This is a genomic window from Bradyrhizobium sp. SZCCHNGR1005, assembly GCF_032489995.1.
Classification (GTDB): Bacteria; Pseudomonadota; Alphaproteobacteria; order Rhizobiales; family Xanthobacteraceae; genus Bradyrhizobium.
Map to the genome: position 1 here is coordinate 231,756 of NZ_JAUEZC010000005.1, position 15,526 is coordinate 247,281.

Genomic DNA, 15,526 nt, shown 5'->3' on the forward strand with positions numbered 1-15,526 from the left:
GCTACTCCGCCGGCGGCAACGCGAGCGGCTGCGGCTCCGGAGTGCTCGGCACGATCGCGGCCTGCTTCTCGCGCTCGTCGAGAATGAGCTTGTCCCGCTTCACGGCGACTTCGCGGATGCGCGCCATGGAGGCGCCGGTGCCGGCCGGGATCAGGCGACCGACGATGACGTTCTCCTTCAGGCCCTCGAGCGGGTCGATCTTGCCGTTGACCGCCGCTTCCGTGAGGACGCGCGTGGTCTCCTGGAACGATGCCGCCGAGAAGAACGAACGGGTCTGCAAGCTCGCCTTGGTGATGCCGAGCAGAACCGGGGTGCCGGTGGCGGGCTTCCTGCCCTCCTCCTTCGCCTTCGCGTTGGTCGCGTCGAACTCGATCTTGTCGACCTGTTCGCCCGAGATCATGTCGGTGTCGCCCTGGTCGGTGATCTCCACCTTCTGCAGCATCTGACGGACAATCACCTCGATGTGCTTGTCGTTGATGAGCACGCCCTGCAGCCGGTAGACCTCCTGGATCTCGTTGACCAGATAGGCTGCGAGTTCCTCGATGCCCTTGATGGCCAGGATGTCGTGCGGTGCCGGATTGCCCTCGACGATGAAATCGCCCTTTTCGACGATATCGCCGTCCTGCAGGTGGATGTGCTTGCCCTTCGGGATCAGGTACTCGCGCGGCTCCTCGGTCTTGTCGACGGGCTCGATCGAGATGCGACGCTTGTTCTTGTAGTCCCGGCCGAAGCGGATGGTGCCTGCGATCTCAGCGATGATCGCTGCGTCCTTCGGCTTGCGCGCTTCGAACAGTTCCGCCACCCGCGGCAGACCGCCGGTGATGTCACGCGTCTTGGCGCTCTCGGTCGAGATACGGGACAGGATGTCGCCCGACTTGACCGTCGATCCGACGTCGACCGACAGGATGGCGTCGACCGGAAGCATGTAGCGGGCGTCGCCGCCGCGGGCGAGCTTCAGCACCTTGCCGTCCTTGCCCTTGACCACGATCGCGGGCCGCAGATCGGCGCCGCCACGCGTCGAGCGCCAATCGATGACGACACGCTTGGCGATACCGGTCGACTCGTCGAGCGTCTCGGAGATCGACTGGCCTTCGAGCAGATCCTCGAAGTCGATGGTGCCCTCGGCTTCCGACAGCACCGGGCGGGTGTAAGGATCCCACTCGGCGATGCGCTGGCCGCGCTTGATCATGTCGCCGTCGTCCACATGCATGCGCGAGCCGTACTGGATACGGTGCGTCGCACGTTCGGTGCCGTCGGGGTCGACGATCGTCACGACCATGTTGCGGACCATCGCGATCAGGTGACCTTCGCTGTTGCGAGCGATCGCCTTGTTCCTGATGACCACCTTGCCTTCGAAGTTCGATTCGACGAAGGACTGCTCGTTCAGCTGCGCAGCGCCACCGATGTGGAAGGTGCGCATCGTCAGCTGGGTGCCGGGCTCACCGATCGACTGCGCGGCGATGACACCGACAGCCTCACCGTGGTTGACCGGCGTACCGCGTGCGAGGTCGCGGCCGTAGCACATCTTGCAGATGCCGTTGACCAGCTCGCAGGTCAGCGCCGAACGGATCTTCACCTCCTGCACGCCCGCCTGCTGGATGGCGTCGATGTGGCTCTCCTCCATCAGCGTGCCGGCTTTGACCAACACGGCGTTGGTGGCGGGATCCCGCACGTCATCGCAGGGCACGCGGCCCAGGATGCGCGAGCCGAGCGAAGCCACCAGGGTGCCGGCGTCGACGATCGCGCGCATCTTGATGCCAAGATGAGTGCCGCAATCGTCCTGCGTGATGATGCAGTCCTGCGCGACGTCGACCAGACGACGGGTCAGGTAACCCGAGTTCGCGGTCTTCAACGCGGTGTCCGCGAGGCCCTTGCGGGCACCGTGGGTCGAGTTGAAGTACTCGAGAACCGAGAGACCTTCCTTGAAGTTCGAGATGATCGGCGTCTCGATGATCTCACCCGACGGCTTGGCCATCAGGCCGCGCATGCCGGCGAGCTGACGCATCTGGGCCGGCGAACCGCGCGCACCGGAATGCGACATCATGTAGATCGAGTTGATGTCGGCATCCGCCCCCGTCGCCGTCTTCTTGGTGACGGAGATCTCCTTCATCATCTCCTTGGCGATCTCTTCGCTGGCCTTCGACCAAGCGTCGACGACCTTGTTGTACTTCTCGCCATGGGTGATCAGACCGTCATTGTACTGCTGCTCGAAATCCTTCGCCAGCGTACGGGTGGTGTCGACGATCTTCCACTTGCCTTGCGGCACGACCATGTCGTCCTTGCCGAACGAGATGCCCGCCTTGAAGGCGTTGTAGAAGCCGAGCGCCATGATGCGGTCGCAGAAGATCACCGTCTCCTTCTGGCCGCAGTGACGATAGACCTGATCGATGACGCCCGAGATTTCGCGCTTGGTCATCAGCTTGTTGATGACCTCGAACGTCACGCGCGGATGCTTCGGCAGGAGATTGCCGAGCATCACGCGGCCCGCGGTGGTTTCGATCCAGCGCTTGGCGACCTTGCCGGTCTCGTCCATGCCCTCCCAGCGATACTTGATCTTGCTGTGGAGATGGATGGCCTTGGCATGCAGCGCATGCTCGAGCTCGGCCATGTTGCCGAACGCCATGCCCTGACCGGCCATGCCTTCGCGCATGATCGAGACGTAGTAGAGGCCGAGCACGATGTCCTGCGACGGCACGATGATCGGCTGACCGTTGGCCGGATGCAGGATGTTGTTGGTCGACATCATCAGGACGCGCGCTTCCAGCTGCGCTTCGAGCGACAGCGGAACGTGCACGGCCATCTGGTCGCCGTCGAAGTCGGCGTTGAACGCCGAGCAGACCAGCGGATGCAGCTGGATCGCCTTGCCCTCGATCAACACCGGCTCGAACGCCTGAATGCCGAGGCGATGCAGGGTCGGCGCGCGGTTCAAGAGCACCGGATGCTCGCGGATGACCTCGTCCAGGATGTCCCAGACCTCGGGCCGCTCCTTCTCGACCAGCTTCTTGGCCTGCTTGACGGTCGTCGACAGGCCCTTCGCGTCAAGCCGCGAATAGATGAACGGCTTGAACAGCTCGAGCGCCATCTTCTTCGGCAGGCCGCACTGATGCAGGCGCAGCTCGGGACCGACCACGATCACCGAACGGCCCGAATAGTCGACGCGCTTGCCGAGCAGGTTCTGACGGAAGCGGCCCTGCTTGCCCTTCAGCATGTCGGCGAGCGATTTCAGCGGCCGCTTGTTGGCGCCGGTGATGACGCGGCCGCGGCGGCCGTTGTCGAACAATGCGTCGACAGCCTCCTGCAGCATGCGCTTTTCGTTGCGGATGATGATGTCAGGAGCGCGCAGCTCCATCAGCCGCTTCAGGCGGTTGTTGCGGTTGATGACGCGGCGGTAGAGGTCGTTGAGGTCCGAAGTCGCGAAACGACCGCCGTCGAGCGGCACCAGCGGCCGCAGATCCGGCGGGATCACCGGAACCACGGTCATGATCATCCATTCCGGCTTGTTACCGGAATGGCGGAACGCTTCCACGATCTTCAGCCGCTTGGCGAGCTTCTTGTGCTTGATGTCGGAGTCGGTCTCCTGCATCTCCACGCGCAAGGTGGCCTCGAGCTTCTCAAGCTCGAGCCCGCGCAACAGCTCGCGGATCGCTTCGGCGCCGATCATGGCGGTGAAGTTGTCCTGGCCGAACTCGTCCTGCGCCTTCAGATACTCGTCTTCCGACAGCAGCTGACGTTCCTTCAGCGTGGTCGTTCCCGGCTCCAGCACGACGTAATATTCGAAGTACAGGATCCGCTCGAGATCCTTCAACGTCATGTCGAGCAGGAGGCCGATGCGCGAGGGCAGCGACTTCAAGAACCAGATGTGGGCGACGGGAGCTGCAAGCTCGATATGGCCCATGCGCTCGCGCCGGACGCGCGACAGCGTCACCTCGACCGAGCACTTTTCGCAGATGATGCCCTTGTACTTCATCCGCTTGTACTTGCCGCACAAGCACTCATAGTCCTTGATCGGCCCGAAGATGCGGGCGCAGAACAATCCGTCGCGCTCGGGCTTGAAGGTGCGGTAGTTGATCGTTTCCGGCTTCTTGATCTCGCCGTAGGACCAGGACAGAATCTTCTCAGGGCTCGCGATCGAGATCCGGATCTGGTCGAAGACCTGAGCCGGCGTCGTCGGATTGAAGAGATTCATAATTTCTTGGTTCATCGTCTTCTCCTCGCATGCCGATCGGGGCCGGCAGCAAATTCGAAAATCTCTTTCATAAAGCGCCCTGCCCTGACCCGTGGGCAAGATGCCGATGCCCGGCCGTCACTCACGGCCGGGCCTGATGACTTGAACTACTCTGCGGCTTCCGATGTCGGCGCCGGTCCCATCTTGGAGTTGTGCAGGTCGACGTTGAGGCCGAGCGAGCGCATTTCCTTGACCAGCACGTTGAACGATTCCGGAATACCGGCTTCGAACGTGTCGTCGCCGCGGACGATCGCCTCGTAGACCTTGGTGCGGCCGGCGACGTCGTCCGACTTCACCGTGAGCATCTCCTGCAGCGTGTAGGCCGCGCCGTAAGCTTCGAGCGCCCACACCTCCATTTCGCCGAAGCGCTGGCCGCCGAACTGGGCCTTGCCGCCCAGCGGCTGCTGGGTGACCAGCGAGTACGGGCCGATCGAGCGCGCATGGATCTTGTCGTCGACCAGATGGTGCAGCTTCAGCATGTAGATGTAGCCGACCGTCACCTTGCGATCGAACGCATCGCCGGTGCGGCCGTCATAGACCGTCGACTGACCGGATGCGTCGAGGCCGGCGAGCTTCAACATCTCCTCGATGTCGGCCTCCTTGGCGCCGTCGAACACCGGCGTGGCGATCGGCACGCCGCGGCTCAGATTGTGACCAAGCTCGATCAACTCGTTGTCGTTGAGCGTCTTGATGGTCTCGTCATCGCCGTAGATCCGCTTCAAGGTCTCCTTCAGCGGCTTGACGTCCTGCTTCGACAGGTAGGCATCGACCGTCTGGGCGATGCGCTTGCCGAGGCCGGCGCAAGCCCAGCCGAGATGGGTCTCGAGGATCTGCCCGACGTTCATGCGCGAGGGCACGCCGAGCGGGTTCAGCACGATGTCCGCATGGGTGCCGTCCTCGAGGAACGGCATGTCCTCGATCGGAACGATCTTGGAGACGACGCCCTTGTTGCCGTGACGGCCGGCCATCTTGTCGCCCGGCTGGATCTTGCGCTTCACCGCGACGAAGACCTTGACCATCTTCATCACGCCCGGCGGCAGCTCGTCGCCACGCTGCAGCTTCTCGACCTTGTCGAGGAAGCGCTGTTCAAGCCCCTTCTTCGACTCGTCGTACTGCTTCCGCATGGCCTCGATCTCGGCCATCAGCTTGTCGTTCGGCGAGGCGAACAGCCACCACTGCGACTTCGGATACTCGTCGAGCACCGCGCGCGTGATCTTGGTGTCCTTCTTGAAGCCCTTCGGACCGGAGATGCCCTGCCGGCCCTCCAGCATGTCGGCGAGACGGCTGTAGACGTTGCGGTCCAGGATCGCCTGCTCGTCGTCGCGGTCCTTGGCCAGACGCTCGATCTCTTCCCGCTCGATCGCCAGAGCACGTTCGTCCTTGTCGACGCCGTGGCGGTTGAACACTCGCACTTCGACAATCGTGCCCTGCACGCCCGGCGGCACCCGCAGCGAGGTGTCGCGCACGTCGGAGGCCTTCTCGCCGAAGATGGCGCGGAGCAGCTTCTCTTCCGGCGTCATCGGGCTTTCGCCCTTCGGCGTGATCTTGCCGACCAGGATGTCGCCGGCACGCACTTCCGCGCCGATATAGACGATGCCGGCCTCGTCGAGGTTCTTCAGCGCTTCTTCCGAGACGTTCGGAATGTCGCGGGTGATTTCCTCAGGACCGAGCTTGGTGTCGCGGGCCATCACCTCGAACTCCTCGATGTGGATCGAGGTGAAGACGTCTTCCTTCACGATCCGCTCGGACAAGAGGATCGAGTCTTCGAAGTTGTAGCCGTTCCACGGCATGAACGCGACCAGCACGTTGCGGCCGAGCGCGAGCTCGCCGAGATCGGTCGACGGACCGTCGGCGATGATGTCGCCCTTCTTGACGATATCGCCGACCTTCACCAGCGGACGCTGGTTGATGCAGGTCGATTGGTTGGAGCGCTGATACTTCATCAGCCGGTAGATATCGACGCCCGACTTGGTCGGATCGAGATCTTCCGTGGCGCGGATGACGACGCGGGTGGCGTCGATCTGGTCGATGACGCCCGAACGGCGGGCCGCGATCGCAGCCCCCGAGTCGCGGGCCACGACACCCTCCATGCCGGTGCCGACGAACGGCGCCTCGGCGCGAACCAGCGGCACCGCCTGGCGCTGCATGTTCGAGCCCATCAGCGCGCGGTTGGCGTCGTCGTTCTCGAGGAACGGGATCAACGCCGCGGCGACGGAGACGAGTTGCTTCGGCGACACGTCCATGTAGTCGACCTTGTCCGGCGTCATCGGCACGACTTCGCCGGCATGACGGCAGACCACGAGGTCTTCGGTGAAGCGCCCCTTCGCATCCAGCGGCACGTTGGCCTGCGCGACGCGATAACGCCCCTCTTCCATGGCCGACAGATAGACCACTTCGTCGGTGACGCGGCCGTCCTTTACCTTGCGATACGGCGTCTCGACGAAGCCGTATTTGTTGACGCGGGCAAAGGTCGCGAGCGAATTGATCAGGCCGATGTTCGGACCTTCCGGCGTCTCGATCGGACAGATACGGCCGTAATGCGTCGGGTGCACGTCGCGCACTTCGAAGCCGGCGCGCTCGCGGGTCAGACCGCCCGGGCCAAGCGCCGACAGGCGGCGCTTGTGGGTGATCTCCGACAGCGGGTTGGTCTGGTCCATGAACTGCGACAGCTGCGACGAGCCGAAGAACTCGCGCACCGCGGCCGCGGCTGGCTTGGCGTTGATCAGGTCCTGCGGCATCACGGTGTCGATGTCGACGCTCGACATGCGCTCCTTGATGGCACGCTCCATGCGGAGCAGGCCGATGCGGTACTGATTCTCCATCAGCTCGCCGACCGAACGGACACGGCGGTTGCCGAGATGGTCGATGTCGTCGATCTCGCCCTTGCCGTCGCGCAGGTCGACCAGGGTCTTGATGACCGCCAGGATGTCTTCCTTGCGCAGCGTGCGCTGGGTATCCGGCGCATCGAGCTCGAGGCGCATGTTCATCTTGACGCGACCGACCGCGGAGAGGTCGTAACGCTCGGCATCGAAGAACAGCGACTGGAACATCGCCTGCGCCGAATCGAGCGTCGGCGGCTCGCCCGGACGCATCACGCGGTAGATGTCGAACAACGCGTCCTCGCGCGTCATGTTCTTGTCGGCCGAAAGTGTGTTGCGGATGTAGGGACCGACATTGACGTGGTCGATGTCGAGCAGCGGCAGGTCCTTGTAGCCCTGCTCGTTCAACACCTTCATGAGCTTGTCGGTGATCTCATCGCCCGCTTCGGCAAAGATCTCGCCGGTCTTCGGGTTGACGAGGTCCTCGGCGATGTAATTGCCGAGCAGTTCCTCGTCGCCCATGCGCAGGGCTTTCAGCCCCTTCTCCTGAAGCTGGCGGGCGGCACGCACGGTGAGCTTCTTGCCGGCTTCGAGCACGACCTTGCCGGTATCGGCATCGATCAGGTCGTTGGCGGTCGAGTAGCCACGGAACCGGTTGGCATCGAACGGCACGCGCCAACCGTCCTTGGCGCGCTTGTAGATGATCTTCTTGTAGAAGGTCGACAGGATCTGCTCGCCATCGAGACCGAGCGCGAACATCAGCGACGTCACCGGAATCTTGCGGCGACGGTCGATGCGCGCGAACACTACGTCCTTGGCGTCGAACTCGATGTCGAGCCAGGAGCCGCGATAGGGAATGACGCGAGCGGCGAACAGGAGCTTGCCCGAGGAGTGGGTCTTACCCTTGTCGTGGTCGAAGAACACGCCCGGCGAACGGTGCATCTGCGAGACGATGACGCGCTCGGTGCCGTTGACGATGAAGGTGCCGTTCATGGTCATGAGCGGAATGTCGCCCATGTACACGTCCTGCTCCTTGATGTCCTTGACCGACTTCGCACCGGTCTCTTCATCGATATCGAACACGATGAGGCGCAGCGTCACCTTGAGCGGCGCAGCAAAGGTCATGCCGCGCTGACGGCACTCGTCGACGTCGTATTTCGGCGGCTCGAACTCGTAGCGAACGAACTCCAGCATCGAGGTGCCCGAGAAATCGGAGATCGGGAACACCGAGCGGAACACCGCCTGCAAGCCTTCGTCCGCCCGGCCGCCTGCCGGCTCGTCCACCATCAGGAACTGGTCATAAGACGCCTTTTGAACCTCGATGAGGTTCGGCATCTCGGCGACTTCCTTGATGTGTCCAAAAAACTTGCGAACGCGTTTGCGACCGGTGAATGTCTGCTGCGCCATCGTGGCCTCTCATTTCGTCGCCCGGAGGGGCGGACCTTCCGAACCTGCGGCTGCCACCGCTATTCGGGTTGAATTTCGATCCATCTCGAAGATCGGAAGCACAAGGTTCGGAACCGAAGCGTCCCAAATTCGTTCTTCAGACCATCAAAACGCAAAACGACGCGCGGGGCGCAAAGACGCACCCGCTCGTCAGAACCATCTCGTTACGGACTGCAAAAGCCCGAAATTGCCTATCTCCCAACGGCCTGCACAGGAAACCTCGCCGCTCCCTGCACGATCGGCTTTTCGTGCTGCCGACCCAATATGGGGCGACAATAACCGAGATTCGAGGGGCAAGCCCCTAGATCCCCACACATTTTCGTGTTTGACGCGCATTGGACGCTCCCTTTGCACGCCTTTTGCACCAGCTCCCGCAGGGCGCCCGATCCAGCACGGGATACCACCACAATCTCTCGTGCGCGATGGCCGGGTGACTTTCGTCCTCCCGACCACCGAAACATTTGGCAAAAGACCCCAACCTCGCCGTCGCTCGGCCAGAATCTCAGCTGAAGCAAGCCGTGCTTACTTGAGCTCGACCTTGGCGCCAGCCTTCTCGAGCTGAGCCTTGATCTTCTCGGCCTCGTCCTTGTTCACGCCTTCCTTCAGCGGCTTCGGCGCACCCTCGACGAGGTCCTTGGCTTCCTTCAGGCCCAGGCCGGTGATGGCGCGGACTTCCTTGATGACCTCGATCTTCTTGTCGCCGGCAGCGGCCAGAACGACCGTGAAGTCGGTCTTCTCTTCGACCGGAGCGGCGGCAGCGCCACCAGCACCCGGAGCAGCGACAGCCACCGCAGCCGCGGCGGACACGCCCCACTTCTCTTCCAGCAGCTTGGCGAGCTCAGCGGCCTCGAGCACGGTGAGGCTCGACAGGTCGTCGACGATTTTCTGCAAGTCAGCCATTGATGTACTTCCTTAATGTGGTTCGGTTCGAAACCAGGTTGTGAGTGTTTGCGAAGGGCGTCAGGCCGCTTCGCCCTTTGAGGCATGAGCCTGAATGACGCGCGCGACCTTGGCCGCGGGTGCATTGGCGAGCTGGGCGAGCTTGGTCGCCGGAGCCTGGATCAGGCCGACGAGCTTGCCGCGCAGTTCGTCCAGCGACGGCAGCGAGGCGAGAGCCTTGACGCTGTCGACATTCAGGACGGTTTTACCCATGGAGCCGCCGAGGATGACGAACTTTTCGTTCGCCTTGGCAAATTCCATGGCAACCTTGGGCGCCGCGACAGGATCGTTCGAAGTTGCGATCACGGTCGGCCCCTTCAACAGGGAACCGATGCCGACGACGTCCGTGCCTTCAAGAGCAATTTTGGCGAGACGGTTCTTCGAGACCTTCACCGACGCGCCCGCCTGCTTCATCTGCTTGCGCAGGGTCTGCATCTGGGCCACGGTGAGGCCGGAATAATGAGCGACGACGGCAACGCCCGTGGTCTTGAAGACCTCGTGCAGCTGCTCGACCGCCTCTTTCTTTGCCGCTCGTTCCACAGCAAGCTCTCTCCGGTTGGCGGCCTTTGCCATAGGCGGGACCGCCGGGTTGCACCCATCGTCCCGCCAAACCTGACCTTCGGTTAAGAACCATTAAGGACACGCAGGGCGGCACGACGACTTCAATAGCCTGCCCTTCCGCCCCTTTGAGGAGACGGAGTGTCGAGGTTCGAACCAAACCTGCATCCCAACCGCCGAAAGCGGCGCGATGCGAGAAATCCGGTCTTCACCCGTCTATGCAGGCCATCAGATTAAGCCTTAGAGAATATTCGCATATTCTCGCGGGCGCCTGCAGTCTCGGACAGGATCGGGGCCGCTCGGCAAGCCGAAAGGCCCCTGACTCGCACGCCGCAAAAGAGAACGGCCATCCTTCCTTTCGGGTGATCCGCGAGGGACGTCCTGAAAGGAATGATCTCCTGTTCGTCTCTATTCGGAATGCGAGCGTGGACGTGCCAGCCAAGCCAGCACGTCCGGAGCGCGGTATTTAGCCGGTCTCCACCGACTTGCCAAGAGCAAAATTCACACCAGTTCGGGGGCCAGCGGCTCGGGCGCCCAACACGTTCGGACCGCCAGCCTGCGCGCAGGCCGTCTCGTGTCACTTGACCGGGAACGGCAACCTCTCCCCGGCAAAAAACGCCTTCAGATTGGCGACGACACAGCCCTGCATGGCGACATGGGATTCCCGCGTATTGCCGCCGATATGCGGGGTCAGCACCACGTTCGGCAGTCGCGTGAGTTCGTCAGGCGCATGCGGCTCGATTTCGAACACATCCAGCCCGGCGCCGGCGATCGTATGATCGGTCAGGGCAGCAACCAGCGCAGCCTGATCGATCACCGAACCGCGAGAGATGTTGACGACATAGCCATCGGCGCCGAGCGCCTTGAGGAGATCCGCATCGACGGCATGATGCGTCTCCGCGCCGGCCCGGACTGCGATCATCAGCACGCTGCACCATTCGGCGAGCGCATCGAGGCTGGGCAAGTACCGATACGGCAGGTCGTCGTAGCGGGTACGGCTGAAATAGCCGATGTCGGTCTCGAAAGCCGCGAGGCGCGCCGCGATCTTGCGGCCGATCTCGCCCATGCCGTAAACGCCGACCTTGCGGCCGGACAGGCCTGACGGCGGCTTCATCAGCGGCGACGGCTTGGCCGCAACCCAGTCGCCGCTGCGCACATAGGGATCGATGATCGGAAGCCGCCGCATCGTCGCCAGCAGCAACATCAGCGCGGCATCGGCGACCGACGAGGCGTTGGCGCCCGGGCTATTACCCACCACGATGTTGCGCGCGGCGGCAGCCTTCAAGTCCACGCCATCGTAGCCGGTGCCGTAGCAGATGATCGCCCCGAGCGCCGGCAGCCTGTCCATGTCAGCCGCGCGCAACGGCGTGCCGCCGGCGGTGATCAGCGCGCGAACCTGCGCCAATTCCTCGGCGGCAAACACTTCATTGGCCGGCTTGCCGGCGGTGTCGAGCAGGTCGAAATCCGCAGAGAAACGCTGGGTCAGGGATTTGGGAAGGCGGGAGTAGATCAGGACTTTGTCGGGCATGGCGCTCTCGGGCATCGCGCTCTTCAAAAAGCAAGAGCGGGACCAGTTGCCCGGCCCCGCTCTCAAACTCTCACATGATGTGCCGCCAAATCAGGCGAGCACGGTGCCCGGCTCGACCTTGACGCCCGGGCCCATCGTCGAGGACACCGCGACGCGCTGGACATAAGTGCCCTTGGCACCGGCCGGCTTCGCCTTCACCACCGCGTCCGCGAGCGCCTTGATGTTCTCGACCAGCTTCTCCTCGGAGAACGAGGCCTTGCCGACGCCAGCCTGGATGATGCCGGCCTTCTCGACCCGGAACTCGACAGAGCCGCCCTTGGCCCCCTTGACCGCACCGGTGACGTCCATGGTCACGGTCCCGATCTTCGGGTTCGGCATCATGCCGCGCGGACCGAGCACCTTACCGAGACGGCCGACCAGCGGCATCATGTCGGGGGTGGCGATGCAGCGGTCGAAGTCGATATTGCCGTTCTGCACCTTCTCGACCAGATCCTCCGCGCCGACCACGTCGGCGCCGGCGGCCCTGGCCTCGTCCGCCTTGGCGCCGCGCGCGAACACGCCGACGCGCAGGGTGCGGCCGGTGCCGTTCGGCAGCATGACCACGCCGCGAACCATCTGGTCCGCATGGCGCGGGTCGACGCCGAGATTGATCGCGACCTCGATGGTCTCGTCGAACTTCGAGGTTGCGCGCTCCTTGATCATCTTGATCGCCTCGGGAAGCGCATAGAGCTTCGTGCGGTCAATGCCCTCGCGGGCGGTCTTCAAGCGTTTTCCGATCGCCATGGCGCCTTACCCCGCAACTTCCAGACCCATCGAGCGGGCCGAGCCCTCGACCATCTTCATGGCCGATTCGATGGTGTCGCAATTCAAGTCCTTCATCTTCTTCTCGGCGATCTCGCGCACCTGCGCTTTGGTCACCTTGCCGGCCTTGTCGCGGCCCGGAGCTTTCGAGCCGGACTGGATCTTGGCGGCCTGCTTCAAGAAGTAGGACATCGGCGGGGTCTTCATCTCGAAGGTGAAGGACCGGTCCGCGTAGATGGTGATGATCACCGGAATCGGGGTGTTCTTCTCTTCCTTCTGGGTCTGCGCGTTGAACGCTTTGCAGAACTCCATGATGTTGAGACCGCGCTGACCGAGCGCGGGGCCGATCGGGGGCGACGGGTTCGCCGCCCCGGCCGGGACCTGCAATTTCAGGTATCCCGTTACTTTCTTTGCCATTATTCAATCTCCAATGCGCCCGCGCTTTGCCTGTTACGGACGCCCGCTGCGGGAAAACCCGCGGCGATGGTTTGGGACCGTGGTGCGGCACGCTTGGCTCCGGCTGGCAATGCCGGCCGCGCCTCCCACGAGCGAAATGCCCCCGACACCGGTCGAGGGCGAAGGGCGCCCGATACACGAGATCGGGCGAAAAAGAAAGTCTCAAGCAGGACTGGATGCCCTGCTCCCAGCTTAGCCGGCGATCTTCTCGACCTGGTTGAACTCGAGTTCGACCGGGGTCGCGCGGCCGAAGATCGACACCGCGACCTTCAGGCGCGAACGGGCCTCGTCGATTTCCTCGACCACGCCGGAGAACGAGGCGAACGGGCCGTCGGCGACGCGGACGTTCTCGCCGATCTCGAACGAAACGGTCGACTTCGGCCGCTCCACGCCTTCCTGCATCTGGTTCAGGATGCGCATCGCCTCGCCTTCGGAGATCGGCATCGGCTTGTTCTCGGCGCCGAGGAAGCCGGTCACCTTGGGCGTGTTCTTGATCAGGTGGAACGCCTCGTCGGTCAGCTTCATCTTCACCAGCACATAGCCGGGGAAGAACTTGCGCTCGGCATCGAACTTGCGGCCGCGCCGCACCTCGGTGACCTTCTCGATCGGCACCAGCACCTGCTCGAACAGGTCTTCCAGCCCGCGCTGCTTGGCCTGCTCGCGGATCGATTCAGCGACCTTCTTCTCGAAGTTCGAATAGGCGTGGACGATGTACCAGCGCTTGTCGGCGGTTTGCGTTGCGGTTGCCATCAGTGAATGCCCAACACGAGGGTGATGAGATAACGAATGATCTGATCGGCGGCGAAGAAGAAGACCGAGGCCAGCGCCACCATCACGAACACCATGATCGTGGTGATCATCGTCTCGCGACGGCTCGGCCAGGTGACCTTGGCGGTCTCCGAGCGCACTTCCTGCAGGAATTTGAACGGGCTGGTGGCCATCGTGGGGTCCGCGTGGTCTTCAGACGATCAGGTCTTCGGACGATTAAAGAGTTTGCATGGAATCCGAACAGTGCTTTTTGAACAGCCGTCTTTGGCCCACCCTCGTTTCGAGAGATGAGCCGGGAATCGGGCTCGCTTGTTCGGGGAGTGAAAAGCCGCGCCGGAAATCCGCTTTTCTCACGGGCCGGCAGCAGGTTGCGCGATATCTACTGGCAGATGGGCCCAAGGTCAAGATATGGGCATGCGCGAGGCCGCTTGCGCCCGTCTCGTTCACAGCGCGAACCGATCTTTCGCCTGCGCGACCCGATTCTTTGAAAGCTGGGCTTAAGTGCTTGATCTCGCTGGCAGGAGTGGAGAGGCTCGAACTCCCAACCCCCGGTTTTGGAGACCGGTGCTCTACCAATTGAGCTACACTCCTAGCGAACCGGGACTGCGTCGCCGGTTCGCGCTCGTTGAAGCATAGTCGCAGCCCCGAATGCAAGGGTGCAATGGGCCAAATCCGCTGTTCAAACCACAGCATCTCGGCCAGACTTGATGCAAGCCGACAATAATATCCAAGGGAGAGACCATGACTGTGCCCGCCGCCCGCCCCGCTTCGAGTGCCCGCCCGCAGCCACTCCCGGAAGCGCGACCCGAGCAGCTCGGCCTCTCCGCGGCCCGGCTGCAGCGGGCCTCGGATGCCTTCAAGCGCGAGGTCGACAAGGGAACCGTGCCCGGCGTGACCCTGCTGGTTGCCCGCCGCGGCCAGATCGGCTGGTTCGACGCCATCGGCCGGCAGAGTCCGGCTTCCCATGCGCCGATGGCCCGGGATTCGATCTTCCGCATCTTCTCCATGACCAAGCCGATCGTCTCGCTCGCCATCATGATGCTGGTCGAGGACGGCGAACTCCTGCTCAGCGACCCCGTCGCGAAGTTCATTCCCGAATTCGCCGACCAGAAGGTCGGCGTCGAGACCGGCAGCGGTGAGCTGGAACTGGTCCCGCTCGAGCGGCCCATCACGATCCAGGACCTGCTGCGCCACACCTCCGGGATCGCTTACGAGCACACCGGGACCGGCCCGGTGCACCAGCTCTATCAGCAGTCGCGGGTGCGCAGCCGCAAGATCACCAATGCCGAACACGCCTCCATCGTCGCCGGCCTGCCGCTGATCTGCCAGCCCGGCGCCGGCTTCAATTACAGCCGCTCCACCGACATCCTCGGCCGCGTCATCGAGATCGTCTCCGGCAAGCCGCTCGGCAGCCTTCTCGCCGAGCGCATCCTCGGCCCCCTCGGCATGGCGGATACCGGCTTCTATACCGAGCAGCACAATGCCGGACGTCTGGCCGAGCCGCTCGAGCGCGATCCCTGGACCGGCGAGCAGGTCCAGCTCTTCAACATGATCGAGCGCCCGATCATGGAATCCGGCGGCGGCGGGCTGGTCTCGACCGCCATGGACTATGCCCGCTTCTGCCAGATGCTGCTCAATGGCGGCAGTCTGGACGGCGTCCGCCTGATCGGCCGCAAGACGCTGGAGCTGATGGCCTCCGATCATCTGCCGCACGGCTGCAAGATCGAGGGCACGATCCTCTCCCCCGGTCACGGTTTCGGCCTCGGCTTCGCGGTGCGCAAGGACGCCGGCGTCGCGCCTTTCCCCGGTTCGCCCGGCACCTTCTTCTGGAGCGGGATCGCCGGCACCTTCTTCTGGATCGATCCGAAGGAGGAGCTCACTTGCGTCTTCATGGCCCAAGGTCCCGGCCAGCGCGACTACCTGCGCACGCTCGTGCGCGACGTCGTGTATGCGGCGGTGGAGTAGTTTCGCACCTCTCTCCGCTCG

The 15,526-nt window shown here is 63.3% G+C and carries 10 protein-coding genes and 1 tRNA gene; 1 reads left to right on the plus strand and 10 read right to left on the minus strand.

All coding sequences use genetic code 11. The features are described from left to right. Position 1: 1 nt before the first annotated feature. The 10 genes from rpoC to QXZ85_RS22840 all read right to left on the minus strand — a co-directional run bounded on the left by rpoC (position 2) and on the right by QXZ85_RS22840 (position 14,131). Entirely contained in the window at positions 2-4,201 is a 4,200-nt protein-coding gene (gene rpoC / locus QXZ85_RS22795; RefSeq protein ID WP_315705632.1) for a DNA-directed RNA polymerase subunit beta', read from the minus strand. A 131-nt stretch (positions 4,202-4,332) separates the two neighbouring features. Next, the gene (rpoB, locus tag QXZ85_RS22800) at positions 4,333-8,451 is read right to left on the minus strand and encodes a DNA-directed RNA polymerase subunit beta (protein ID WP_315705631.1); all 4,119 of its coding nucleotides are present in this window, start codon (positions 8,449-8,451) and stop codon (positions 4,333-4,335) included. A gap of 561 nt (positions 8,452-9,012) precedes the next feature. Next, positions 9,013-9,390, minus strand: a complete 378-nt coding sequence (gene rplL / locus QXZ85_RS22805; RefSeq protein ID WP_315705630.1) for a 50S ribosomal protein L7/L12 — start codon at positions 9,388-9,390, stop codon at positions 9,013-9,015. Positions 9,391-9,450: 60 nt separating this feature from the next. Further along, positions 9,451-9,969: a 50S ribosomal protein L10 gene (gene rplJ, locus QXZ85_RS22810; protein WP_315705629.1), complete on the minus strand. Its 519-nt coding sequence runs from the start codon at positions 9,967-9,969 to the stop codon at positions 9,451-9,453. 595 nt (positions 9,970-10,564) lie between these two features. Further along, on the minus strand, positions 10,565-11,515 hold the full coding sequence (locus QXZ85_RS22815; protein WP_316174890.1) for a 2-hydroxyacid dehydrogenase: 951 nt from the start codon (positions 11,513-11,515) through the stop codon (positions 10,565-10,567). A 90-nt stretch (positions 11,516-11,605) separates the two neighbouring features. After that, positions 11,606-12,298 (minus strand): 50S ribosomal protein L1, encoded by a 693-nt coding sequence (rplA, locus tag QXZ85_RS22820; protein WP_315705627.1) that lies wholly within the window; start codon positions 12,296-12,298, stop codon positions 11,606-11,608. 6 nt (positions 12,299-12,304) lie between these two features. Further along, positions 12,305-12,733, minus strand: coding sequence for a 50S ribosomal protein L11 (gene rplK / locus QXZ85_RS22825; protein ID WP_011088164.1), 429 nt, complete (start codon positions 12,731-12,733; stop codon positions 12,305-12,307). Positions 12,734-12,964: 231 nt separating this feature from the next. Next, entirely contained in the window at positions 12,965-13,522 is a 558-nt protein-coding gene (gene nusG / locus QXZ85_RS22830) for a transcription termination/antitermination protein NusG (RefSeq protein WP_315705626.1), read from the minus strand. Beyond that, entirely contained in the window at positions 13,522-13,713 is a 192-nt protein-coding gene (gene secE / locus QXZ85_RS22835; protein WP_315705625.1) for a preprotein translocase subunit SecE, read from the minus strand. Before secE ends, nusG begins: the two co-directional genes overlap by 1 nt. Before the next feature lie 342 nt (positions 13,714-14,055). Then, positions 14,056-14,131 (minus strand) — tRNA-Trp (locus tag QXZ85_RS22840). Between the two features lie 150 nt (positions 14,132-14,281). Here QXZ85_RS22840 and QXZ85_RS22845 point away from each other — a divergent pair. After that, positions 14,282-15,505 (plus strand): serine hydrolase, encoded by a 1,224-nt coding sequence (locus QXZ85_RS22845; RefSeq protein WP_316174888.1) that lies wholly within the window; start codon positions 14,282-14,284, stop codon positions 15,503-15,505. Positions 15,506-15,526: the final 21 nt, after the last annotated feature.